This window comes from Caulobacter sp. Root655 (assembly GCF_001427665.1).
Taxonomy (GTDB): Bacteria; Pseudomonadota; Alphaproteobacteria; order Caulobacterales; family Caulobacteraceae; genus Caulobacter.
Window position 1 is genome coordinate 195,869 of sequence record NZ_LMHC01000022.1, and the last position, 25,434, is coordinate 221,302.

Sequence of the window (25,434 nt, forward strand, 5' to 3'; positions counted from 1 at the left end):
CGGCGTCATTTCGTTTGGTCTTGGCGGCCGTGCGGGCCGCTGAAATCTTGTTATCGTTATCAGAAGCGTTTTGCAACAGGCCAATTGTCCTATCAATCGGCAATGCGCCGCGTGAAGCGACCCCGCCGTCGCCGTCACACGCGAAAGTAGTTATCGATATCATACAACGGATGTGTTCCCTTTCAGACGCGCTCGCGTCAGGGCGTCACCCAGAAGCCCTCGACATCGGTCCAGCCGATCCGCGTGGCTGTGTAGGCCGGTCGGCCCGCCGCCGCCTGGCTGAACACACCCATCTGCGCGCCGACCCAGCGCCCCGGCTTGCTGACGAACGGCGCGCCCAGCGGCGTGTAGGTCACCCCGTCGAGGCTGTAGCTGAACACGACCCTGGCGTGGGTCGAGCGCAGCATCGAGGGCGCGTAGTGCGCGAAGTTCGGCGGCGGATCGGCGGCCGTGACCGGCGAAGCGCTGAGCTTCAGGTAGAGGCTCGGCGGCGCGTCCGTCAGCCCCACCGTGACCTGCTCAGGCTGGAAGGCGTCGGCGCCAATGCGGTCCGCCCGGACCAGGCGCACGCCCTCGGCCGTCTTCTCCAGGCCGATCCAGGCATAGTCGGCGCCGAACATCACCAGGCCCGCGCGCTCGCCCACCGCCTTGGGCGCGAAGCTGATCTTCGTCGAGGCGCTGAACGTCTCGGCGGGCAGTTTCTGGGTCAGCAGCGCGCCCGTCTCCCAGAGGTTCTCCGGCGAAGACACGGACTTCAGGCGCAGGACCCCGGGCTGGGCGGTCAGGCTGCTCCAGTCGTCGCCCGGATTGGCGTTCCACTGCCAGGCCAGCGACAAGGCGCCGTCGAACGTATCGCTGGCCTGGACCGCCATCGGCGCGCCCGGCTTGTCGACCTTCGGCTTGCGCCAACGCAAGACCGGCTCGCCCCGGCCGTCGCCGTCGCGGTCCTGGCCGATCACCGGCCAGCCGTTCTTCCAAGCCATGGGCTCCAGCCAGACCCGGCGGCCATAGGAGTCGGTGTCCTGAAAGTGCAGGAACCAGTCCTCGCCCCTGGGGGTCGTCACCCACGCGCCCTGATGAGGCCCGTTGATCTGGGTCTTGCCCTGGTCGAGGACGTTGCGGCCCTCATACGGCCCTTGCAGCGCCCGGGACCGGAAGACGCCCTGCCAGCCGCCCTTCACGCTGCCGGCTGGGGCGAAGATGTAGTACCAGCCGTCACGCTTGTAGAGCTTGGGTCCCTCGGTGGTGAACCAGGGTGAAGGCCCGAACGTCGTGGCCACGTCCGGCAGCTTGGCGCCGTCGATCAGGGTCACCGGCGCGCCGAGGGTCTTGTCGCCCGCCGCGTTCAGGCGACGCGCGGTGATGACGTTGCTGAACCCCGCCCGGCTGCCGGCCCAGCCGTGCGCCAGCCAGCCCTGGCCATCGTCGTCCCAGAACGGCGCGGGATCAATCGCGCCCTTGCTGTCGTCGACCAGCACCGGATCGCTCCAGGGCCCGGCCGGATCGCTGGCCGTGACCAGGAAGATCCCGAAGTCCGGGTCGGGATAGTAGATCAGGAACTTGCCGTCGCGGTGACGGATGGCCGGCGCCCAGACACCGCCGCCGCGCCGGGGCGTGGCGTGATGAGCCACGGGCGTGATCCTCGGCAAGGCGTGGCCGATCAGGGTCCAGTTGACGAGATCGGCGGACTTCAGGATCGGCAGGCCGGGCACGTTGGTGAACGACGAGGCGGTCAGGTAGTAGGCGTCGCCGACCCGAACGACGTCCGGGTCGGAATAGTCGCCGGCCAGCACCGGATTGCGATAGGTCCCGTCGCCCTGGTCGGCGCTGAAGGACGCGGGTCCCGGCTGAGCCAGGGCCGCCGTGCTCGCGGCCAGGGCCAGCAGCACGGCGAGTATCGATTTGGCCACGGCCATGGACGTTTCCGCTACAGGGGTTCGAACAGGATGGCCTGACCGCCGCTGGGCGCGAGCGAAACCGGCAGCACCGTGGCGGCGGTGACCTCCACCTTGCGGATGACCACCGGCGTTTCGAACGCGGCGCGCGCGGGCGCTCCGTCGGCGAAGACCGTGGCCGTCCATCGGCCCTTCCCCAGGAAGTCCAGGGGCGCCTTGAGGACGCGGGCCGTCTCGTTGGTCATCGCGCCCAGGAACCAGCTCTGGCCGTGCCGCCGCGCGACCATCACATGCTCGCCGACAGCCCCCGACAACGCGCGGGTTTCGCCCCAGGTCGTCGGGCACGCGTCGAACCACTGAAGGTCGGGCCAGGGCCGGCCGGCATATTTGTCGGGCGCGTCGTACCAGTAGAGGAAAGTCAGCGGATTATAATAGACCGCCGCCATCGCCAGCTGGTGAGCGTTGGTCGTCTGGTTCTTCGGGTTGGCGTAGCAGATCGTGTAGTCGATCGGCCCGGCCACGGCCCGTGTGAACGGCAAGGTGACGTTGTGGCGCGCGGTCGGGAACTGCTCGTTGCCGCGCACGCCCTCCAGGGCCACGTAGTTGGGCAAGGTGCGCTCCATCCCGGCCGGGCGCAGGTTGTCGTGCAGATTGACCAGCAGCCTGTGCTCGCCGCAGGCCTTGACCAGGTCGAAGATGAAATCGTTGTCGGCCTGGCGGCCTTCCCAGACGAAGCCGAACTTGATCCCCGCCACGCCCCAGCGCCGGTAGGTGTCCAGGATGGCGTCGCGCTGGCGCATGGCCGGCACGCGGTCGACATAGAGGATCATGCCGATCCCCTTGGCGCGCGCCGCGTCGATGATGCGTTGCAGGTCCAGGCCCGGGATCGGGACCGTGGCGTCGCTGGGATCGGTGCCGTCGCCGTACCAGTGGGCGTCGAACTCCACATAGTCCAGCTTCCGCGCGGCCGCGAATTCCACGACCTTCAGGGCGGCTTCGGTGCTGTAGGGCTTGCGGATCCGCACCGCCCTGCCCGGCTTCACCCAGCTGACATCATCCAGCAGGTTGGGCGTGGCCAGGGTCGGGATCAGGTCGGCGCGCGCGATCAGGCCGGCCACATCGTCGGCGAGGATCAGGACGCGCCAAGGCGTGGTCTGGCCGACGTCGAGCACGAAGGTCGGCGCGGCCGGGGTGTCGCCAGGACCCGAATAGCCGGTGGCGCGGCCCGGGTAGCGCATCAGGTAGACGGCCAGGCCGTCGGCCGGGTCGACCGCGGGTCGCAGCATGGCGCGCGGGTAGTGCAGGCGGTCGGATTCGGCGATCAGGGCCGCTCTTCCGTCCATCGACACGACGGTGACCGGCAGGTCCGCCAGCGGACCGACATCGGAGCTTCCCGTCAAATCCGGATGGACGATCGGCGCCAGCTTGGCGGGCGTCGAGCGCTGGTACTCGCCCTCGTCCCGGCTGGACCAGACCTCGACGCCGGCGGGCAGATTGAAGTGCGTGGCCTCCCCGCCCAGGGTGAGGCTGGCGTGATCAGGGGTCTGGCGAAGGACGTAGCGGATCGCGCAGCCCGCGTCATAGGCCCTGGCCGCCACGGCGAAGGCCACCCCCGTCTTCGGGTCGCGCAGCTCGACGGTGATCTCCTCGCAGGCCTGGTCGTAGGCCGAACGAATGCCGAAGGTCGGCGTCCAGGTTCCGGCCAAGCGCTTGCGCGAGACGGCGACCAGCGTGGATCCCGGCCCCAGCAGGCCGCCGCCGCCGAGCACCAGCCCCAGCCGGCTTGGCGCGAGAACCTGGCGGCGGTCGCGGGTGACGCGCCACGACAGACCCCCGCCCCGAAGGTCCAGATCCAGCTGGACCCGTCCGTCGGGCGAGACCACGCGCAGAGGCGCGGCGTTCGTTTTGGGCTTGGCCAGGCTCGGGCCTGCCGCGCCCAGGGGGGCGAGGGCCGCAGTGGCCAGCAGCACGAAAAGGCGGCGGTCGATGGGCGAACGGCTCACCGGCGCGCGCCCAGCCGACGCGCGACGCACGCGCGAACGGACATGAGGAACGAGTTGATCATCGACGCCTCCCGGACCTTGTTGGCCTTCGGCGCCTCGGCCGCGACCCTTTTTCTCGCGCCGGACGGAGACCGTCGAGCGCCTGTTATCGATATCACTCCAATTCGCGCATCGTCAATCGCGCGCGCCCATGGACTGGAGAAGACGCGCTAGCTGGCGGGCGGCGCGGTCGATTGGCGAACGACCAGCGTCAGTTCGGCCAGCACCTGCTTGCGCGCCGGGTCACCCTCGACATCGCGCCGCGCCAGTCCGGCCGCCAGGTCGACCGCGGTGGCGGCCATGTCGGCGATCGGCTGATGAATGGTCGTCAGCTGCGGCCAGATCGTGGACGCCACGGGCGTGTCGTCGAAGCCGCCGATGCTCAGCTCGCTCGGCACGGCGATTCCCATGCCATGGGCGACGGCGCTGACCGCCGCGGCCATGTCGTCGTTGCTGGCGAAGATCGCCGAGGGTCGGCGACGCTGGCCCAGCAACTGGCTGGCCGCCGTCAGGCCCGAACGGTAAGTGAAGGCGCCGTCGACCACATAGGCCTCGGGCACGGCCAGACCGGCCTCGGCCATCGTCGCCCGGAACCCTTCCTCGCGCCGCGCGGAGGTCGAGTGCAGCGGATCGCCGCGCACGAAGGCGATGTCGACATGGCCCAGTTCGATCAGGTGGCGGGTCATCATCGCCGCGCCCGCGAAATCGTCGATCGCCACCGAGGTCACGCCCGACAGCGGCTTGGCGGTCGCGAAGCTGACGGCCTCCACACCGGCCGCCGCCAACAGTTTCAGGATCTTGGCGTCGTCACAGAGCGGCGGCGGCAGGACCACGGCCCCCACGCCGGCCTCGATCAGCTTGGCTACCGCCCGGGCCGATGTGGGGTGGGCGGCCGTGGGTTCGATCAGCAGCTGGCAGCCGATCTCGCCCGCCTTGCGAAACGCGCCCATCAGATAGGCGCTGAGATTGGACGAGTTGGGGTTGGAGTAGAGCACGCCGACCTGGACCACGCCCGTCCGCGTCGCGCGCGCCACCGCGTTGGGGCGATAGCCCAGCTCGGCGATCGATTTGAGCACCTTGGCGCGCGCTGTCTCGCTGATGAACGCATAGTCGTTGATCACGCGCGAGACCGTCATCGAGGAGACGCCAGCGTGCTTGGCCACGTCGTAAAGGGTCACGCTGGGTCGTCGTTGTCCGCTCAAGAGGGTCTCCCATGGACCGCGCTGCGCCCGCGCGGTTCTCGACGACCATTCTAGCCAAGATTTGGCCGTCAACGGCTAGGGTAAATCACCGGCCCAGTCCTCTCGGCGTCGCCAGTCGGTCTCGAGGTGAGCTCATCCGATATCGACATTGGAACGCGCCCGGAGCGGCCCGCCTGTCGCGATGGACGAACCATGACCCGAGGCGTCACGCGCACCATCGACCAGGACGCGGCGCCCCCAGCGGCGGGTTCGATGAAGACGCCCGCGCCGACCCGCTTGCGCACCGGCAGCCTCAGCGCAAGGACGTCCAGGGCGGCCCGAACGGTGACGCGGGACACGCCGAATATCGCGGCCAACTGACGCTCGGTCGGAAGCCGCAGACGCCGATCGCCGTGCCCCGGCACGTCCAGGACGGCCGCCTCCAATAAAGTGGCCAATTGCACGTAGAGGGGCGCGGATCCGTCCGGCGAGCCGATGGTCATGACCGTCCTTATTTGAAGGACAGCCCGCTCACATGGGGCCCGATCTCCAGCACTTCGGGCGCGGGTCCCGTCAGCTTGCGGCCCGCGATCGTGACATTGTCGAACGTCACGTTACGCACGGGCCGATCCGGCGCGTAGCCGGCGATGATCGACGGCCCGGCCCACCCTGAACCCGTGAAGCTGACGTTCTTGAAATGGACCCCGTCGATCAGCAGGCCAGGGCTCGTGCCGTACTTGGCGTTATAGACCACGCGCAGATTGATCAGCTTGCCTTCCTCGACGTGGTCGACCCGGATGTTGCTGAAGGTGACATCGCGAACGGTGTTGGTGTCGCCCGCGCTGATGGCCATCACGCCCTGATATTCGGGATCGTCCTCGTCCAGATTAAGCACGTCGATGTCGTCGAAGACGATGTCCTGCAGGGTGTTGGACTTGGCGCTGTCGCCATGCAGCCCCACGAACATGGCGTGCGCGACGTCGGGCCAGAAGATCGAATGGCTGACCCGGACGCGGCGCGTATCGCCCACCCCGTTCTTGCGCGTGGCGTAGACCGCGACGCTGTCGTCCGAGGTGCGGATGAACGCGCGATCGATGTCGACGTCCTGGCAGGCGAAGATGTTGATCCCGTCGGACCACGCGCCCTTGCTGAACGTCTTGATGTCGCTGAACCGCACGTGGCTGGAGGAACTGCACGCGATCGTGCCATGCGCGGGATTGAGGAAGATCGGCCCCTGGATCGTGACGTTCGTGGAGTCGTGGACGACGAGCTGATCGGCCTGCTCGTTGATGACGCCGTGGCCGATGATCTTGAGGTTCTCGACCTTGGTGGGCGCGAACGTGCCCTGCAGCACCGCGCCGCCGGCGAGGTAGATCGTCTGGTTCGACGCGGTCGGAAAGAAGGCCGCGCCCTCCGGCGGAACGTGCAGACCAGGGCCATAGATCACGACGCCCGGACCGGGCGGCGGCGGCGCGATCGGCTCGCCGGCCAGGATGTGCAGATTGCTCAGGGTGTCGCCGTCGAATTCCACCGAGAGGTTCCGCGGCTTATCAAGCGTGAAGAAGACGACGCCGCCCTTCACCGTGGTCTTGATCGCGGGTTGCTTGGGCCGGACCTCGACCCGTTTGAAATCGCCGTTGTTCTTCTGCACGGCCACCTCGACGGTTCCGCGGAAGTCGAACTGGACCACCGAGGCGTCGCGCGGACGATCCTGGTCGAGCTTGACGTTGTACTCATAGAGATCGCGCCACGGCCCGCCGGGACGCCTGACGCGCACGGTGAAGTCGTCATTGTGCAGGGCGTAGACCAACTTGGCCGGCGGCGTGGGATAGATTTGAAGGTCGGGATCGGCCTGGGCGGCCGCGCTCTTGTCGGTGTCGCTTTGCGCGGCGGCGACGCTCGGCGGACCCAAGATCAGGACCGCGGCGAGCGCCCTGGCCGCGGACCGGGAAACCTTGTGTTCGCGCATGCGTCGCTCCCTCCGTGACGGCTGGGACGCCGTCATCTTGATATTGTTGTGTCCGCTTCCCGTAAGCGCATTCAACAGGATCGGTCCGCCGATCGGAAAAGATCGGGGCGCCGGCCGTGCCAGGCGCCCCGCCTCGGAAAGGGGGGAACTGGATCCGAGAATTCGCAGGAAGGAGCCACGCGGGCTCCTCAAAATTGATATCGATATCATCACCAACACGCAAGCCTTTTAGGGATGGAGCGCCGACCGCGAATTTCGGTTGGTATCGATATCTGTTTCGATTATCACAGAGCGACCCGAGCGGCTCAGAGCCGCGCCGCCGGTTGGCGTCAATCGGGGGGAGGAGTCGCTTACGCCATGAAAAAGAAGAACTACGCGCTGCTGAGCGCCTTCCTGTTCCTCTACTTCTTCGCCCAGGCGATGAGCATTTCCCTGCTGGCCCTGTGGCTCAAGCGGACCCTGGGCCTGACCGGCGCCCAGACCGGCGTGGTGTTCTCGGCCAACTTCATCTTCGCCATGGCCTCCCAGCCGATCTACGGCTTCCTGTCGGACAAGGTCGGCTTCAAGAAGACCATCCTGTGGGTCATCGCCGGCATGGTGACGCTGTCGGGCGTCTTCTTCGCCTTCGTCTACGGCCCGTTGCTGAAGACCAACCTCCTGCTGGGCGCGGCCCTGGGCGGGGTCTATCTGGGCGTCACGTTCATCGCCGGCAGCTACGCGCTGGAGTCCTATGTCGACCGCGTCGGTCGCAAGGACGGGTTCGAATATAGCCGCGCGCGACTGTGGGGCTCGCTGGGCTTCGCGTTCGCGGCCTTCTTCTCGGGCCGGCTCTACAACATCGATCCGCTGATCAACTTCTCCCTGGCCTCGCTGGCCGGCCTGCTGCTGCTGCCGATCCTGGCCATGACCCGGGTCGAGGCCGGCGCCGAGGAACAGACGCGCTCGGAAAGCCTCAAGCCGCTGGACGCCCTGGCGATCCTGAAGCTCCCCAAGTTCTGGGGCTTCATGGTCCTGATCCTGGGCGTCACAAACCTCTACCTGGTCTTCGACCAGCAGTTCCCCGCCTACTACGCCTCGCAGTTCGCCGACCCCAAGCACGGCGCGGCGATGTTCGGCTATCTCAACTCGGCCCAGATCTTCGTCGAGGCCGGGATGCTGTTCGTCGCCCCCTTCATCGTCAACCGCACCGGGGCCAAGAACGGCCTGCTGATCGCGGCCGGCGTCATGATCTTCCGCATCGCCGGATCGGGCCTGGTCGAGGGCCCCGTCGCGATCTCGGCGATGAAGATGCTGCACTCGCTGGAGCTGCCGATCCTGGCGGTCTCGATCTTCCGCTACATCGCCGCCCATTTCGAGACCCGGCTGGCCTCGACCCTCTATCTGGTCGGCGTCAGCTTTGGTCACTCCCTGGGCCTGGCGATCCTCTCGCCGATCGTGGGCAAGTCCTATGACCTGATCGGTTTCCCCCACACCTATCTGTTGATCGCCCTGGGCGCCGCGCTGTTCTGGACCGCTTCGCTGTTCACCCTGTCGCCGACGCCCGATGGCGCGGCGAGCAAGGCCGATCCCGCGCTCAAGACCGCCCTCCCCAACGCCGATCTAGCCAAGGTCGACTAGTTCATGTCCCAAGCTTCCTCCGTTTCCACCGCCGGCGATCCGGCTCGCGAGCCGCTGACCCGGCGCGACGCCCTGCAAGGCCGCAGATCCGACCGCGCGGCCCTGGACGCCATCCTGGCGGCCGTGCTGGCGCGCATCGACGCCAATCTGGCGGTGTTCACCGACGCCTTCCCCGCGCCGTCCAGCGTCGACGGAGTCTATCCCGCCATCGACAACATCGAATGGACCAACGGCTTCTGGACCGGCATGCTGTGGCTGGCCTACGAGGTCAGCGGCCAGGAACGTTATCGCCAGGCCGCCGAGCGGCAGGTGCGAAGCTTCAAGGACCGCGTCGACCGCCGGATCAATGTCGACCATCACGACCTGGGCTTTCTCTATTCGCTGTCGTGCGTGGCGGCCTACAAGCTGACCGGCGATCTTGAGGCGCGCGACGCCGCGCTCGCGGCCGCCCGCCTGCTGCTGGCGCGCTACTTGCCGCAAGCCGGCATCATCCAGGCCTGGGGCGATCTGAGCGATCCCGACCAGGCCGGCCGGATGATCATCGACTGCAACCTCAACCTGCCCCTGCTCTACTGGGCCAGCCAGGTGACCGGCGACCGCGATTTCGCTGACGCCGCCGACCGCCATATCGCGCAGGCGGCGCGCTACATCGTGCGGCCCGACAGCTCGACCTTCCACACCTTCTTCATGGATCCGGTCAGCGGCGCGCCGCGGGTGGGCAAGACCCACCAGGGCTTCAGCGACAGCTCCTGCTGGGCGCGTGGCCAGGCCTGGGGCATCAGCGGCTTTCCGCTGGTCCATCGCTACAAGGCCGATCCGTCGCTGCTGGACCTGAGCGCGCGCCTGGCCAACTATTATCTGAACCGCCTGCCCTCAGACCTGATCTGCTGCTGGGACCTGGTGTTCACCGGACTGCCGCACGAACGCGACAGCTCGGCCGCCGCGATCGCCGCCTGCGGCCTGCTAGAACTGGCCCGCGGCCTGCCGCTGAGCGACCCCGACCGCGCCGCCTACGAGGGCGCGGCCTTGGCCACCGTCGAGACCTTGGGCGCGCGCTACATGCTGCCACCGGGCGCGCCTGGGACGGGCGTCCTGGACCACGCGGTCTACCACATGCCCAACCGCGTCGGCGTCGACGAGGCCTGCATCTGGGGCGACTACTTCTTCCTCGAAGCTTTGGTGCGGCTGACCCGCGTTTGGGAGCCCTACTGGTGATTCAGGTCGGGATCGATTTCGGCGGAACCAAGGTCGAGGCCGCCGCCCTGGACGCCCAGGGCAACTATCTGGCGCGCGTCCGGGCCCCCAATCCGGGCGCCTATGACGCCGCGATCGAGACGGTCCGCGACCTGATCGCCCAGGTCGAACAGCAGGCCGGCGGGCGCGGCACGATCGGCGTCGGCGCTCCCGGCTCGATCTCGCCGACCACGGGCGTGATGCGCAATTCCAACTCGGTCTATCTCAACGGCCGCACCTTTCGCGAGGACCTCACCGCCGCCCTGGGGCGCGACGTGCGCCTGGCCAATGACGCCAACTGCCTGGCCCTGTCCGAGGCCGTCGACGGCGCCGCCGCCGGCGCCCGCGTGGCGTTCGCCATCATCCTGGGCACCGGCTGCGGCGGCGGCCTGGCGGTCGACGGCCGCCTGGTCGAGGGTCCCAACGGCATCGCGGGAGAATGGGGTCACATCCCCCTGCCCTGGCCCAAGCCGGAGGAGAGCCCCGGTCCCCAATGCTGGTGCGGCCAGCGGGGGTGTCTAGAGATGTGGGTCTCGGGCACGGGCCTGCGGCATGACTTCACCGCCGCCACGGGGGTCCATGCCTCGGGCGAGGCGATCATCGACCAGTTCCGCCTGGGCGAGCCGGCCGCCGTGGCCGCGTTCGAGCGCTATGTCGACCGGCTGAGCCGCGCCATCGCCGTCCTGGCCAACATCGTCGATCCCGACGTGCTGGTGCTGGGCGGGGGCCTGTCCAATGTCGCGGAACTCTATGACCGGCTGCCCGGCCTGATCGCGCCTCGGGTGTTTTCCGATCGCTGGTCGGCCAGGATCGCCCCGGCCCGGTGGGGCGACGCCTCGGGCGTGCGCGGCGCCGCCCGCCTGTGGAACGACCTTGCCGACACGCCGGCCGCCGCCCGGGCGCTGGCCGAGGGCGTATCGACATACAGCGTTTGAGACGAAAACCTCGTCCTTCGACAAGCTCAGGATGAGGTTTTTCTACGGCTCGGACTCGAACATGGTCCTCATCCTGAGCCTGTCGAAGGACGAGGACCACGCACCGAGCTTGAATGTCGATCCGCCCTAGCGGGTTCTAGGTCGCTTTCGTGGACCGACGGCGGGGCGCGACCTTGGCCGGCGCCACGCCCGAGGAGCCACGCTTGACCAGGGTGAACTTCATCAGCTGATGGGTCGGCGACGGCGAGTTCCCAGCGCGTTCGGCCTTGATTTCGTCGACGATCAGCGACACGGCGGCCCGGCCCATGGCGCTGATCGGCTGGTGGATGGTCGTCAGTTCGGGCCAGACGGTGCTGGCGATCGGCGTATCGTCGAAGCCGACCACGGTCAGCGCCTCCGGCACGGCGATCCGCAGCCCGTGCGCCACCGCCAGGGCCGCGGCGGCCATGTCGTCGTTGCTGGCGAAGATCGCGGTTGGCCGCTCCTCGGGGCTGAGCAGCAGCTCGGCGGCGGCCAGGCCCGAGCGGTAGGTGAACTGGCCCTGCACCACCCAGTCCGGATCGATCGGCAGCGACGCGGCCGTCATGGCGTCGACGAAGCCCTCGTAGCGAAGCTGGGTCGGCGTGTGCTGAGGATCGCCCTTGATGAAGCCGATCTTGGAATGCCCCAGCTCGATCAGGTGCCGCGTCATGGCCATGGCGCCCTGGTAGTCGTCGATGCGCACCGAGGAGACGTCGTGCATCGGGCGGGCCGTGGCCAGGGCCAGGACCTTCACGCCGGCGGCGTGCAGCATGTTGATGGTCGGGCGGGAGTCGCACAGCGGCGGCGGCAGGATGACGCCGTCCACGCCCTGGTCGAGCAGGCGGCGAACCGCCGCCTTCTGGCTGGCCAGGCCCGTCGATCGCTCCAGCACCAGTTGGGTGCCCAGCTTGGAGCTCTGCTCGATGCCGCCCAGCATGACTTCGCTGAGATAGGAGGCGCTGGGATTGCTGTAGAGCACGCCGATCCGCGGCCCGGTGCTGCCGGCCCGCGTGTTGCGCGCCGACAGGTTGGGCGAATAGTTCAGGGCCTTGATCGCCGCCTGCACGCGCTCGCGCATGGCGTCGCTGACATAGCTGTTGCCGTTGACGACGCGGGACACCGTCATCGAGGCGACGCCGGCGTAGCGCGCCACGTCGTGAATGGTCACCGCCCGTCCAGTGTCCGGCGCCGGGGGCGGTTCGATGGTGTCTTTGCCCTTCGCCAAGCCGGGCTCCCTGAGCGTTGTGGACAACGGGCTCGCGGCGGAGGTCCGGCCGCATCGCGCTGTCGTGACGATTTGGCGTAGTCCGCGCGTCGAAGGATCGGCGGCGCGAGGCCGCCGACCGATTCGAAATCCCCTCGTCGGTTATCGATAACTTCTCAGCCTGGGAAGGGATTGGCAAGGCCGTTGCGCCGGGTCCCTGGGCAGCTCAACGCGGCGCGGTCGATCGGCGCGCCAGGGCGACGTCGCGCTCGCAGGCCTTGGCCGCCCCGTCCACCGTGATCGATCGCGCGCCGTCGCAGGCCAGGCGGATCGCGTAGGTCGGCTGACCCTCGATGCTGACCTCGACGCCCCGCGCGGCCGTCGTCTTGACGACGAAGGCCTTGGACAAGGAATCCAGCTCGACCCGGCCGTCACGCCGCAGATAGCTGCCGTCGGCGACGAACCAGCGCTTGGGCTTTCGCACATCCCCGCCCTCGGGATAGGTCAGGGCCAGGATGTAGGCGTCGGTCTCCCAGCCGCCGAGATCGGCGTTGGCGTTGCGGTGCCGGATGCGACCGTCGGCCAGGAGGTTGAAATAGACCTCGGTGACCTCGCCCTTCTGGTGGATCCTGACCAGCAGGTAGTCCTTGGTTTCGACCCGCTCGATCCGGGGCGCGGCGCCGCCGTTCGGCGTCAGGGCGACCACGAACTTGGTGCGGTCGGTCACGCCCGGCGCCTGCAGACGCAGGTAGGGCTGGGCCTCGTCGGGGGCGTGATCCTTCAGGCCCTTGCCCTCGGCCATGCGCAGCAGCTCGGGATAGTCGGTGGGCAGGCCCGCGTCGGGCAGGGTTTCCGGGAACAGCGGCCGCACGGCCACCTCGGCTTCGCCGTTCTTGACGGTGATGACCTGGCCCTGGCGCTTGGCCTCGCCCTCGTAGTGCAGCAGCCATTCGAACTGGCCCGGCTGCCAGCCCTTGAGGTCGTCGATCACCAAGATCGTATCGCCGACCCACAGGAAGCTGCGGTACTTGCGCTCGAAGGTGCTGGCGTTGGGACCCGTGGCGTCGGCCCAGACGAAGCGCAGGTCCCCCGCGTCGACCAGATGGTCGACCCGCCCGGGGAAGTGCGAGCCGTCATAGGTGTTGCTCGCCGGCTCAGCCTTGCCGTCCAGCGTCACGACATTGTGGGCGATGCTCTGGCGGTAGAAGCCGTCGTATTCGGGCCGGGCGTAGTTGGCGTTGCCGGAGTCGATCAGCAGCTGCTTGCCCTTGTGCCAGAGGATGAAGCTGCCGGCGTCGGCGTGGTTGTGGTTCCAGGTGAAGCCCGAGCGCACCGCCAGGAACGTCGCGTCCGGGGCCCAGGACGACCGCATCGTCGCCGAGCCCAGGTCGCGATCGATCCAGCTGGTCGCCAGACCCGGCCCGCGCGCCGCGCCCGCCCGCGCCTTGGCGGCGGGCCATTGCACCATGTTCTCGGGCTCGTCCCAGACGTCCTGGCCCGGATTGGCTTTCACCGTATCGAGGTACCAGAGATAGCGCGACTGCTGGTCGCCGCTGGCCCAGAGGTTGACGACGGCGTGCGCCCCGCTGGCCGTGGGATTGCCGTCGCCGAAGTTGGTCGACAGCGCCCCCACGCTGGTCGGGTAGAGGTTCTGGATGAACAGGTCCGCGACGCCCGCCAGGCGCGGCGTCGGCGCGGTCTTTTCGGTGAAGGCGTCCAGCCAGGCGCGGCGGAACTTCAGATAACCTTCGACGGCGAAGTCGGCGTAGTTGATGCTTTCGACGAAGGCGCCGTTCGATCCGAAGTGCTGGGGCTTGGTCTCGATCGCGCTGCCGTCGTAGTTGGCCCATTCCTCGGAAGCCTCGTCGATGCGCCGGATCCAGGCATCGGCCTGGGGCTCCTCGGTCTTGACCGCGATGGCCGCGACGCCCGCGCCGAACACGATGTGGCTGAACCAGTTGTGCCCCATGGTGTCGAGACTGTGGATCCGCTCGGCGCCATCGATCCAGTCGGCCAGCGTGGGCTTGATGGCCCCCTTGACCAGGGCCTTGGCCAGCCGGTCGCGCTCGGCCGGGCTGAGCGCGTCGTGGATCGCGTCGAAGGTCTGGCCATAGACATAGGCGCTGGTCCCCATCCCCAGGTCGGAGTTCCAGACCGGCTTGCGGGCCAGGAGGGGTTTGTCAGTCACCCAATTGGGCCGCGCGGCATAGACATCGAGCAGGCCCTTGGCGCGGTCGGCGTAGCGGCGCTCGCCGGTCATGCGATAGGCCAGGGACAGGTCCAGCAGGGCGGCGTTGAGCTCGCGGTCATTGGCGGGTTTGCGCGTCAGGGCCTCGTCGGCCTGGGCGTGGGCGCGGGTCCAGGCGGCCTTGGCGTCGGCGTCCTCCGCCACGCGCGACTTGAATTGCGCCACGTGCGTGTCGCTGAACGAAAGGTAGGGATGCCCCGAACGCAGCGTCTGGGCCTGGGCCGCTCCGCCGATCAAGCACGCCGCCAGGGCCAGGCAGGAAACCCGCCGCATCAAACCAAGCACCAAGCGCCTTCTCCCTGTCGTTTCTTTTAGGCTTCAGTCGCTATGATATCGATATCAGTTCGGACCGCAAGCGCCCGCGCCCTCATCCGCCTCGGACGCCCTCAGGCGAGCGACAGATTGACCGCCAGGCTTCGGCGCACCCCGGCGCTCTTGAACGGATAGACACAGTGCAACATCCACGACGGCCATAGATAGAACTCGCCGACCACCGGCTTGACGGTGAACAGGTTTCGCACTCCGACGGCGCTGCGGCTGTCGATGAACTGCAGGCAGCCGGCGGTGTTCTGCCGCGCCTTGTCGGCCAGGAACTCCGTCTCGTAGTCCGGCGGGACGCGCAGAAACCCGACACTGCTGAACAGGCATCCCTGGTGGAAGTGAGCGGGATTGTAGTCGCCGGCCACCATGTCGTTGACCCAGCCTTCCTTGATCTGGATCTGCAGCTTCTTGTCGGCCAGCTCCTCGGTGCGCTCATAGTCGCCATAGTGCATGAGCGCGTTTTCACAGCGATAGCTGTAGGTGCGGGCCACGTCGTAGAGGAAGTCCGACAGGTCGCTCATCTCGCCGATCACGTCCGTGAGCCGGATTTCCGTCGTGACGGCCCCGGCCAAGTGCTTGGACCAGTCGCGAGCGGCCACCTCGTCGCGCCGCGCGACGATGTCGTCCACGCGCGCGTTGAGGCGCTCGACGACGGCGGGCGGCATCGTGGCCTTGATGATGGTTGGACTGAACGGCGCGACGAGCCGCAGGTCATAGTCATTGGCCATCGCCGGCTCCCGTCGCATCCTACCGCCCGCGCGAGTAGATCACGGCCGTCTGCCCTGGCGCCAGGGTCAGGGCTTTCTCACCCGCCGCGATCGCGCGCTTGGAGACCAGTTCCATCCGCACTCCCTCGCCCGAGGGCAGGTCGACCGTCACGGACTTTTCGGCGCCGGCGTTGATGGCGATCAGATAGGGACCATAGCGCGCCTCGTAGTAGTCGCCGCGCCCGGCATAGGGATTGTCCTGGTCGCGATAGCGCGCCTCGGGCGGCGTCTTGGCCACCGGCAGGACCTCGCCCGCCAGGGCGGCCGGCGCTTCGTCCGGATAGGCGATGAGCGGGATTGCACCGGCCGAGAAGTGCGGGCTGGTCGGGCGGACGCACGACTTGCCGCTGGGCGTGAAGTCGACCCGCGAGGCGATCGTGGCGATCCGGTCCGTCGTCGGGGTCTGGTAGTGGAAGCGGGCCAGGCGGTTGACCCCGCAGTTGGCGCGCCAATAGAGCTCGGCATAAAGGATCTCGTCGCCGTTCTTGATCGCCACGACCCCGTCCTCGGGATCGGCGAACACGACATCGGGCTGGCCCGGCGTCATCGGCAACCGGACGTTCGAGCGCGGCCAGTCCTTGACGACCAGCCACTCGTCATAGGCCTCCAGCAGGCCGATCGTCGTGCGCTGGCCCTTGTCCTTCAGCCTGTCGCGCAGCACCGCGAAGTACTGGCCGTCATCCAGCATCTGGCGCGCGATCGCCATCAGCGCCGGGTCGCGCGTCGCCACGGCGGTGTAGAACGGCGTGTTGTCCCAACCGGACTTCTGCACATAGGTCGTGACGCCCGGATAGACCGGGTCGCGCCAACCGATCGGCGCTTCCAGCAGCATGGTGGCCGCGCCCTCGGCGTCGATCCCCGAATAGCGGAAATAGGTCCGCGCCCGCGCCATCTTCAGAAGCTGCGCGCGCAATTGCGGATCCCCCTCGGCGCCGGGCCTTGGCGCGGTGGCCAGGTAGATGCCGGTCGCCCAGTCGAGGATCTCGCCATAGCTGCCGACGAAGCCCAGCTCCTTGGACAGCCCCATCTTCGTGAAGAGCTTATAGTCGTCAGCGGACCGGAAGCTTCCGGTGTCGGCCGCCGAGCTTGAATAGGTCGCCGCGCCCTTGTCGTCGAGGCTGCCGGTCCAGGGCTGAAGACCCATCGACTCGCGGAGAAAGCCGCGCATCGCCGGCTCCGGCCGGGCCTTGTCGCTGCCAAGCGCCCGAAGGCCCTCATTGCTCCAGTAGACGCCCTGCAGATCGACGATCATCGACTGGTTGGTGTAGAGTCGCCGATGGGACAGGGCGTAGACGAGCCCGTAATCCAGCATCCGAGCATAGGCCTCTCGGCGGGGGATCGACGCCCCCGGCCCCGCCGCGATCTTCGCGTCGAGATAGGGCGCGATGTCGGCCGCCGTCAGCTTCAGCGCCTTGCCGAACGGCCCCAGGACCTCCCAGTCGGGATTGGTCCGCGAGGCGTCGACATAGACCGTCTTCGGATCGGCCAGGAACCGAGCGAAATAGGCGTCGCCGCTCTGGACGAGCTTTTCGGTGACCTTCGGGTTCTTGTAGGCCTTCGTCCAGGACAGGCCGTGGGCGCGGGCCATGAACTGAGCTTCCAGCACCTCCAGCGGTCCCGGCTGGGCCAGCTTGCGCTCGATCTCCAGGTTCACCCGCGCCTTCAGGCCCTCCAGGACCTCGGGTCCCGCCGACGGTCCCGCCTTGGCGAGGGGCGGCGCCTGACCCGTGGCGTCATGGGTCTCAAGGAAGGGCTCGACGTGGACATAGAGTGCGTAGACCGGCCGCGACGGCTGGACCATCGGCTTCTGGAACGCCTCGAACCGGTTGGTGTAGACCGCGTACGGACCGCTGGCGCGGATGGCGCAATCCAGCTGACCGCGCCCCTTGGTCAGGGTCAGCGGCAGCGGGAACGTGCGGTAGGTAAAGCGGCCGGCGAAGGGCGGCGCCTGGGTTCCGATGTCGAGAATCTCGACGTCGCCCAGGTGGCGATAGCCGACCTGTTTGCCGTCGCAGAACAGGGTCAGTTTGTTGTCGTTGGCGTCCCCGCCCCAGAGCCGCACCGAAGCATAGTTCTGGACCGCCGGATCGACCGTGAGCCTGAACGTCAGGTCGCCGCTGAAACGCGCGCCGGGCGAGGCCGGCGGCAACCGTCGCGCCGCCGCGCCCAGACCGCCGGTCACCCGCTCGGAGGCCTTGGCGTCCACGCCGTGCCGGGCTTCGGACGACAGATCCCCGAACACGATCTTGTCGATCAGCGGCGTGGCCGCGTGGCCCTGCGAAGCGACCACCAGCGCGCTGGCCGCGAGGATCAACCCATACTTGGTCATGCCGGCCGCCCGTTGGTGGGTGTTGGTGGCGAACTGGGGAGGCGAGGGATCGATCGCCCCTCGCCTCTCCAGCCGACGTCCTGGACGCCGGGTCCTAGAATTCCCGCCGGACGGTCAGCCAGACCGACCGCGGCGCGTTGCGCTTGAGCAGGAAGCCCGACTCCGGCAGTTGCGCGACCACGTCATAGATCTGGACGTTGCTCGGCAGGTTGGTGCTGATCATCGGGTCGTAGGCCGAGATATACTGTTTGTCGAAGAAGTTGCGGACGTCGAGCGTCATCTTGGTCTTGGCCAGACCTTCGTACTGCACCGACACATCGACATTGTCCTGCTTGGGCAGGAAACGCTGATCCAGCGAGTTGGTATTGAGCTTGCGCTCGTCCATCCAGCGGTGGCGGACGTTGAAACGGAAGTCCTTCCAGCGGTACGAGACGGTGTTGCTGATCGTCCATTTCGGCGAGCGCGCCAGAAGCCCCGCGTCCACGCGCAGGACATCGTCCGATACGCCCAGGCCGTTGGCCCCGGTATTGAGCCAGTTATAGGCCTCGGTCGTCTTGCCGTTCAGGTAGGTGACCGACGGCGACCACTCCAGGTTCCGCGTGATACGCCACTTGGCCCAGCCCTCGAGGCCGCGCGTGAAGTACTTGTTGAAGTTCTCCGGCAGCAGGTAGGTCGAGACATTGTCGGTATCGACCGCCGTCGGATAATCGTTCACGGCGAAGTTCTGATAGAAGTAGGTGATCTGACCATTGAACTTGCGGTCGCCGAACGTGTAGGCGACCTCATGGCCCTTGATGAAGGCCGTCGGGCCCAGCGGTCGCACCAGCGTCGCCGCCGTCGAGTAGCGGTTGACGACCCCCGACGAGGGCTGCTTGGCGTCAGTATAGCGGTAGTAGATCTTGTGCTTGTCGTTGAAATTGTAGCCGATCGCGACGCTGTAATCGACGAGGCCCAAGTCCTTGTCGGCGCGGATGATCTTCGACGCCGTCTGGGTCATGTAGATGTTGTCGTAGACGGTCAGCGGATCGCCATCGAGCCCGCCGTTGGTCAGGGACGCGGCGCCGGCGTTGCGCGTATCCCAGGTCTCGGAATAGGTCTTGGCGTTGAAGTGCTGGTACTTGATGCTGCCGTTGAAGTCGAACTTGCCCGGCGACCAGCTGAAGCCGGCATAGGGCGAGGTCTCCAGGATCGTCGCGCGCTGCGACACCGTGGTGAACAGGCCGCTGCCATAGGCGCCCCAGCCGCCGGCGTCGGTCAGTTGGTAGGCCGTGCCCGTGTTGGTGACGTATCGGGCGTTGAGGTTCTGCACCTGACCATCGGCCCAGGCTGACACGCCCAAGCCGTTGGCCCAGTTGTCGTTGGCCTGCTCGGACCGGGCGACATAGAGGCCGACGTTCAGGCTGTAGTTGTCGCCGTGATAGCTGGTCGTGAAGTTGCCCATGAAGTCCTTCGACTCCCGGGCGTTGTCCTCGGCCCGCGTCAGCAGCACCAGGTCCTGCGAGCTTGATCCGGTCGGCACGACACCGGAATTGAAGCCGCCACCCGTGCTGGGGATGGTGGCGGTCACCAGGCCGCCACGCATGTCGATGTCGCGGTTGGGCAAGGTGTTGGCCACGATGCACAGGCTGTTGGTCTGGAACGTGGCGGCCGTGACTCGCGGACAGGCCACGCCGGTGCGGTAGTTGGTTCCAAGCTGCGAGCCGTTCACGTTGTTGGCGACGCGGGCGACCAGCTGCCCGGCCGCATTGGTGAACTCGTAATAGCCCGGCGTGCGGTCCAGGTTGTTGATGTTCAGCCCGAAGCGCTCGCGCGTCGCGGCCGCCGAGCCGAGCGACGCCAGGCTCTGAGGCTTGTAGGACTGCCCGCGATAGGTGGACTTCTGCGCGCGGACCGCGCCGGTGAAGCTCCACGGATCATCGGTGTCGTGACGCCAGCTGAGCGAGATGGCGTCCTGCTTGTAGCGGTAGCCGTCGGACGGATCGAGCGAGTGGCTGCCCGGCTTGAAGTAGTTGGGAACGGTCTGCTGTCCGCCGTTCATGAACAGGTTCACGTCGCGGCCAAAGCCCGGGATCTCTTCGGGGTTCTGGTAGCCGTAGGTCGGCTGCTGGAAGGTCGTCAGTTCGGCGTTGGTGTCGTCCAGGTGCTTGAGGATCACATTGAAGGAGCCCGAGCCGCCGGCGCCCGTGTACTCCTTGTACGCGTTCACCTTGAACTGGCCGCCGTGGTTCAGGTCGTAGCCGGGGTTCACCTGGCCGTTGGAGCGGCGATAGAACCCGCTGAGCCCGATGCCGGCGTCGCCGGCCTTGTTGACCCAGCCATAGGCCCCATCGACCTGCTTCCACGACAGGTGAAGGTCTTCGCCCTCGAAGCCAAGGCGGGTCTGGATGACCCCACCCGGTTTCACCGCGCCCGTGATGTAGTTGAAGGTGGCGCCCACCGAGGTTGTCACGCCGGTCGCCGACGAGCCGCCGCGCACCGACTCCACCCGGCTGGTGGAAATGTCGGCGCGGTAGAAATAGCCGTCCTGGAAGCCGCTGAACTTGAACGGCACGACCGGCAGGCCGTCTTCCAGGATCGTCGTCCAGAAATAGCCCGAGGTGTTGGACCCCGTGCCGATGGTCATGCCGCGGGTGAAGACCTCGTTGCGCGCCACGCCGTCATTGGACTCGACGACCACGCCGGGCATGTCACGCAGCATGTCGTCGGCGCTGATCGGCGTGAACTTGGACATGTCGTCTTCGGACAGGATAGAGAACGAGACGTTCGCCTTCTTGGCTTGCGTCCCGGCCATGACCCCCGTGACGATGATGGTGTCGACGGCGTTGACCTCCGTCTTGGCCGACGTCGGGGTCTGCGCGGCGGGCCGACCGGCCGCGGGCGCTGACTGTGCGTGCGCCGGGCTTGCGGAGAGCGCGCAGGCGCCGGCCGCGACAACCAGCGCCATGTGAGAAACTCGCAGAGCGCGGCGACCAGCGCACGCGGGGCTATGACGACCCATTTTATCCCTCCCTCAGGACGCTTGACCGTCCTACTTGTTGATTGTCGAGCCGAAGGCATCGTCACGAACCCGCTCAATTGTTATCGATAACAGCGTCATTCTTTAGCTGTCAACGGTGTTTCGGGCGACCGGGAAAGCTCCAAGCATGCCGGCGGATCGGGCGAGTCCGAACAGGGCGCGGAATCCAGACCTCGCCATTTGATATCGATCTCAGTGACACCCGGAGTTTTCGGCCAAGCGCCAACGGCTGCCCGGAGCCGTCGGTCGACTCTGAGCATTCGCGGCGGCTGACCACCCCGCCCTGCTGATCCGGAGGTCCGAAGGGCTGGCCGAGTCGCGCCAACAGCGGACTCTGGGACCGCTCCGGAAACATGACATTCAGGTGCTGACGCTGGTGGCGTGTCGCCTGCGACGGTTGTCACAGTCCGTTGCTATCCTACCGATCGCCAAAGGTCTGAGTGATCAATGCAACGCCGGCTTCCGCCCCTTGAAAACATCCAGGCGTTCATCGAGGCGGCGCGGGGGCCAAACTTTCGCGCCGCCGCCGAGCGCTGCGCCATCAGCCCCGCCGCCTTCTCGCGACGCCTTCAGGCTCTGGCGTCACAGTTCGATCGGGTCCTGTTCGAACGCACCTCCGACGGGTTGCGGCTGACCGAGGCGGGCGCGCGTTGCCTGCGCGAGCTTGAGCCGGCCTATCTGGAGCTGCGCCGGGCCGCCCGTGCCGCCGTGGGCGACGATGTCGAGCAAACCGAAGTCCGCCTGTCGTTGTCGCACTCGCTGGCCGTGGGCTGGCTGATCCCGCGCCTGGGCGATCTTGGCGCCGTCGCGCCGGACATCCGGCTGTCGTTCGACACCATTCGCGATGACTCGGCCCTGCGGCGCGGCGCGGTCGATCTCGCGGTCTGCTTCAGCGACACCGACTTCTCAGGCCTAACGTCGCGGGCGCTGATCACCGTCTCGGGCACGCCGGTCGCCTCGCCTCAGGTCGCGGCGCGCTTTCGCGCCAATCCCGACCTGTCGGCCTTTCCGCGCCTCGCCGTCAGCGTTCCACTCAATATCTGGGACTGGTGGACGGATCAGGCCGGCTTGACCCGCTTGGCCGCGACGACGCGCTTCGACGTCATGCAGGCCGCCTACGAAGCGGCGGCGCAGGGAATGGGCGTCGTGCTTGGCGCCCTGCCCACCGTACAGCCCTATCTCGACGACGGCAGGCTGGTCGAACTAGGTCTTCCCTGGTTGAAATATCCGGGGGAATACCGCCTGGCCGCCACCAGCGCCGGACGCCGTCGTCGGTCCGTCGCCACGGTCTGGTCTTGGCTGGAAACCCAGGCGGCGAACACGCCGACCGCCTATTTCGGCAAGGCCTCGCGCAGCAGGTCCGATAACCTGTACCCCGCGATCGCGGCCCGGTCCTCCGCCAGGGTCGCCGCCCCTTCGGCATAGGCCGGCGGCAGCGCCTTGGCCTGGTTCGCCGACAGACCGCCGACCGGCCCAGAGGCATAGACGACGGATGCGGCGAGGGCCCGGCTTTCCTCGGCCCAGGCGGAATAGTCGGCCGCCACGGCCCGGCGGCCGCCGGGCGAGGCCGTAGGTCGGGGACGTCGTCGCTCTAGCTCTGTCGCGCGCGCCCGCACCGAGGCGACATCGCCCGAGCGGTGGATGCTGTCATCCCAGAACCAGTGCAGGGTTTCGGAGCGCCCCGTCAGCGGGTCGATGACGAACTGCAGGCTGCCGGCCTTGTCCCCTTCCGGATATCGCGCGGAAAACAGCTGCGCCGTGTGCAGCGGCTGGTGAACGTCTCCCGCCAGATGCATGACCCAACACAGGGCGACGGCGCGCTGGGCGGGCGTGGCGGCGAGATTGGCCACGATCCGCGCGTTCAGGGCGAAGGCCTCGACGCCGTCCATGGCGACGCGATCGTCGGGCAAGACCGCGGGCGGGTCGCCCGCCCAGACGACGGGCTTCATCTCAAGATGCCAACTGGGTTGGTCATAGCCGGTCAGGCGCGCGTCGTCGGGCCAGCGCGCGCACTCCATCATCAGCCTGAGCGCCCGCTCTCGCCCCTCGCTACGATCCTCGGCGACCTCGAACGGCCCTCGGTCCGGATGGCTGTCCAGCAACGCGACCACACGGTCCACGATCGCCGGATCGCTCGCTTCCAGATCGTCGAAGGCGATCGCGGCGATGACCATGTGCCCGGGTCGGGTCCAGGCCGCCGCCGGAGCCGCGCCGAGCGACCAGGCCGCCAACAGCGCCAGCCCCGCTCCGCTGAAGCGTCTGGAGGCGCGCATCAGAAGCTGGCCCCGAGACGGATGAAATATTCCCGGCCATCGACGCCAACGCCGCCCGCCTCGGTATAGGGTCGGCCATCGGTCTGCCCCCGCACGCGATCGGGATAGGCGTCGGTGACGTTCAGCGCGCCGATCTGCACGCGCATCCGCTCGGTCACCCGATAGGCCAAGGTCAGATCCAGCGTGGCGTCGGAACCAAACACCTGGATCGGGCCGACCGGGGCGGCCTTGTAGCGTCCGAACCGCGCCGCGTCGGCTGTCAGGCTCCAACGGCCGACCCGCAGATCCGCCGAAAGCGTCAGCTTGTTGCGAGGTTCGGCGTCGGTCAGCGTGTTGAGCGACGAGGCCGCCAGGAGCGGCAGGGTCGGGACCGTCGGATTGCTGCGCGGGTTGCGCGGATCGGTGTCGAACGCGGCGTAGCCGACGGTCAGGTTCAACCGCCCGTCATCGCCGATCCGGGTGCGCCAGTTTCCGGTCGCCTCGAAGCCCTGGGTCTTGGTGTCGATGGCGTTGGTGAAGAACCGCGCCTGGCTGGCGTTGGTGATGCCGGCGCGCTGCAGGATGGCCGTCACGGCTGGGCCAGATAGGGATTCGCTGAGCGCGATGCGATCCTCGATCTCGATCCTGAAGGCGTCCAGGCTGAAGGTCAGACCGTCACGTGGCATCAGCACGACACCGCCTGAATAGTGTTTGGAGGTTTCCGGACGCAGGTCGCTGGCCCCCAAGGCGCGCGCGACCGGATCGGTGACCGCGAAGGTGCCGATATTGACCAACGCGCCAGCGCTCAACTGGCTGGTGACCGTCGAGAAATACTGCTGCTGCAGCGACGGCGCCCGGAAGCCGCTGCTGACCGTCGTCCGCGCCGCCAGCCAAGGCGTGGCGCGCCAGAACACCGAGGCTTTGCCCGTCGCCTTGCGGCCGAAGTCGCTATAGTCCTCGGCGCGCGCGGCGACCCCGATGTCCAATCCCTTGACGGGGCTGATCTCGGCGTCGACGAAGGCGCTGAAGGCGTTGCGATCCACGTCGATCGGCGTCGGCGGATTGAAGCCGGGAAAGCCCTGCGCCCCGGCGCCGGTGAAAGAGGCCGGCTCGCCCGAGCGGATCTTGAAGGTCTCGTTGCGATACTCCAGGCCGAGCGCCAGGTTGGCGCCCGCCATCACCTGGTCGAAGCCGCGGCTGACCGTCAGATTGGCGAGGTTCTGGCCGTAGGTGACACCGCCGGAATTGAACCGCGTGGGGCTGGTCGCGCCGAGCGAGGTGTTGACGCTGTTGAAGACCTCGAAGTCGCCCCGGTCGTAACCCGCCGTATCGCTCAGGTCATAGCGCCAGCCCGCCATCTCGCCCCGCACGCCCAACGCGCCGCCAAGATCCAGCATGTCCAGATTGATGTTGGGCAGGAAGCCGTTCGGATAGAGCGCCGGCGCGACGCTGGGCAGACGAAACAGCGGCGTGCTGGTCGAGTCGCGCAAGGCCAGCGTACCGAAGCCATAGGCTCGCGCGCCGCCAGGCAGGGCCGCCTCGGCATTGGCCGTGAGCAACAGGTTCTGCGCGTCTGGATCGCCCGTGCGTTGGCTGATGCGGCCAACGCGCGGATCGATCTCGGCCGAATTGGTGGGCTTTCGCGTCCTGGCCTCACCGGTCACGGTGAGGAAGCCGTCGTGGCCCAGCGGCAGCCCGATCCGCCCGGTGATGACCCCCGACTGGCCGTCGCCGTCCTCGGTGACGCCGGCCGTGGCGGTTGCTTCACCGCCTCGGGCGTCGGAGCGCAGCACGATGTTGATCACGCCGGCGATCGCGTCCGAGCCGTACTGGGCGGCGGCGCCGTCCCGCAGCACCTCGATGCGGGCGATGGCCGTCACCGGAATGGTGTTGATGTCGACCGGCACCGTGCCCCGGCCGACGCCGTTGTTGAAGTTCAGCACCGACGAGGCGTGGCGACGATGGCCGTTGACCAGGATCAGCACCTGATCCGGACCCAGCCCGCGCAGCGAGAAGCCTCGCGTGCTGCTGGACGACGGCGAGGTTTGCGAGCGCGGATAGTTGAACGACGGGGCCAGGAAGCCCAGGATCTTGCCAAGATCGGTGAAGCCCCGTTCGGCCAGCACCTCGCCGGTGAACACGTCGACCGGCGCGGCGGTCTCGGTCGCTAGGCGCCCGGGCACGCGCGATCCGACCACCAGCACTTCGTCGATGGTCGACTCCGCCGGCGCGGGCGCCGACGACTGCGCCAACGCGCCCGTCGCGCCCAATGACATCGTCAGCGCCGCACCGGCCGCCAAACCCTTGAACACCGTCATGATCGTACTCCCCGTCTCGTGACGAGGCGTTTAGTCCGGGGCCTGGTCGCGGCGCGAACGCAAAGGCCACAACCGCGTTGCGCGGC

The 25,434-nt window shown here is 67.7% G+C and carries 16 protein-coding genes; 4 read left to right on the forward strand and 12 right to left on the reverse strand.

Annotated elements, in window-relative coordinates:
* Window positions 1-197: 197 nt before the first annotated feature.
* From ASD79_RS14700 to ASD79_RS14720, 5 genes are all read right to left on the reverse strand, one after another.
* Complete coding sequence (locus tag ASD79_RS14700; RefSeq protein WP_056722884.1) at window positions 198-1,916, reverse strand: glycoside hydrolase 43 family protein; 1,719 nt, start codon at window positions 1,914-1,916, stop codon at window positions 198-200.
* 11 nt (window positions 1,917-1,927) lie between these two features.
* The gene (locus ASD79_RS14705; protein WP_056722885.1) at window positions 1,928-3,898 is read right to left on the reverse strand and encodes a glycoside hydrolase family 97 protein; all 1,971 of its coding nucleotides are present in this window, start codon (window positions 3,896-3,898) and stop codon (window positions 1,928-1,930) included.
* A 209-nt stretch (window positions 3,899-4,107) separates the two neighbouring features.
* Window positions 4,108-5,115: a LacI family DNA-binding transcriptional regulator gene (locus ASD79_RS14710; RefSeq protein ID WP_156400517.1), complete on the reverse strand. Its 1,008-nt coding sequence runs from the start codon at window positions 5,113-5,115 to the stop codon at window positions 4,108-4,110.
* 92 nt (window positions 5,116-5,207) lie between these two features.
* Window positions 5,208-5,621, reverse strand: a complete 414-nt coding sequence (locus tag ASD79_RS14715) for a GntR family transcriptional regulator (RefSeq protein WP_056722887.1) — start codon at window positions 5,619-5,621, stop codon at window positions 5,208-5,210.
* A gap of 8 nt (window positions 5,622-5,629) precedes the next feature.
* Window positions 5,630-7,087 carry a glycosyl hydrolase family 28 protein gene (locus ASD79_RS14720; protein WP_056722889.1) on the reverse strand — a complete coding sequence of 486 codons (1,458 nt, stop codon included), beginning with the start codon at window positions 7,085-7,087 and terminating at the stop codon, window positions 5,630-5,632.
* Window positions 7,088-7,444: 357 nt separating this feature from the next.
* On the opposite strand from ASD79_RS14720, the gene ASD79_RS14725 reads away from it, so the two are divergent.
* From ASD79_RS14725 to ASD79_RS14735, 3 genes are read left to right on the forward strand one after another with little or no spacing between them, the layout of a single operon-like run.
* On the forward strand, window positions 7,445-8,704 hold the full coding sequence (locus ASD79_RS14725; protein ID WP_056722891.1) for an oligosaccharide MFS transporter: 1,260 nt from the start codon (window positions 7,445-7,447) through the stop codon (window positions 8,702-8,704).
* A 3-nt stretch (window positions 8,705-8,707) separates the two neighbouring features.
* Entirely contained in the window at window positions 8,708-9,919 is a 1,212-nt protein-coding gene (locus ASD79_RS14730) for a glycoside hydrolase family 88 protein (protein ID WP_082584955.1), read from the forward strand.
* The gene (locus ASD79_RS14735; RefSeq protein WP_056722893.1) at window positions 9,916-10,872 is read left to right on the forward strand and encodes an ROK family protein; all 957 of its coding nucleotides are present in this window, start codon (window positions 9,916-9,918) and stop codon (window positions 10,870-10,872) included. The genes ASD79_RS14730 and ASD79_RS14735 overlap by 4 nt, the downstream gene beginning before the upstream one ends.
* A 136-nt stretch (window positions 10,873-11,008) precedes the next feature.
* On the opposite strand, the gene ASD79_RS14740 is transcribed toward ASD79_RS14735, so the two are convergent.
* The 5 genes from ASD79_RS14740 to ASD79_RS14760 form a co-directional block, all read right to left on the reverse strand.
* On the reverse strand, window positions 11,009-12,118 hold the full coding sequence (locus ASD79_RS14740; RefSeq protein WP_235524458.1) for a LacI family DNA-binding transcriptional regulator: 1,110 nt from the start codon (window positions 12,116-12,118) through the stop codon (window positions 11,009-11,011).
* 205 nt (window positions 12,119-12,323) lie between these two features.
* Window positions 12,324-14,630, reverse strand: a complete 2,307-nt coding sequence (locus ASD79_RS14745; RefSeq protein ID WP_235524469.1) for a heparinase II/III family protein — start codon at window positions 14,628-14,630, stop codon at window positions 12,324-12,326.
* Between the two features lie 101 nt (window positions 14,631-14,731).
* Entirely contained in the window at window positions 14,732-15,394 is a 663-nt protein-coding gene (locus tag ASD79_RS14750; protein WP_056722896.1) for a putative 2OG-Fe(II) oxygenase, read from the reverse strand.
* Window positions 15,395-15,413: 19 nt separating this feature from the next.
* The gene (locus ASD79_RS14755; protein WP_056722898.1) at window positions 15,414-17,762 is read right to left on the reverse strand and encodes a hypothetical protein; all 2,349 of its coding nucleotides are present in this window, start codon (window positions 17,760-17,762) and stop codon (window positions 15,414-15,416) included.
* Between the two features lie 94 nt (window positions 17,763-17,856).
* On the reverse strand, window positions 17,857-20,706 hold the full coding sequence (locus ASD79_RS14760) for a TonB-dependent receptor plug domain-containing protein (protein WP_156400520.1): 2,850 nt from the start codon (window positions 20,704-20,706) through the stop codon (window positions 17,857-17,859).
* A 519-nt stretch (window positions 20,707-21,225) separates the two neighbouring features.
* On the opposite strand from ASD79_RS14760, the gene ASD79_RS14765 reads away from it, so the two are divergent.
* Window positions 21,226-22,203, forward strand: coding sequence for a LysR family transcriptional regulator (locus ASD79_RS14765; RefSeq protein ID WP_056722901.1), 978 nt, complete (start codon window positions 21,226-21,228; stop codon window positions 22,201-22,203).
* Here the strand turns inward: ASD79_RS14765 and ASD79_RS14770 are convergent.
* Window positions 22,110-23,051, reverse strand: a complete 942-nt coding sequence (locus ASD79_RS14770; protein WP_056722903.1) for a S1/P1 nuclease — start codon at window positions 23,049-23,051, stop codon at window positions 22,110-22,112. The genes ASD79_RS14765 and ASD79_RS14770 overlap by 94 nt on opposite strands.
* Complete coding sequence (locus ASD79_RS14775; RefSeq protein ID WP_156400521.1) at window positions 23,051-25,348, reverse strand: TonB-dependent siderophore receptor; 2,298 nt, start codon at window positions 25,346-25,348, stop codon at window positions 23,051-23,053. The genes ASD79_RS14770 and ASD79_RS14775 overlap by 1 nt, the downstream gene beginning before the upstream one ends.
* Window positions 25,349-25,434: the final 86 nt, after the last annotated feature.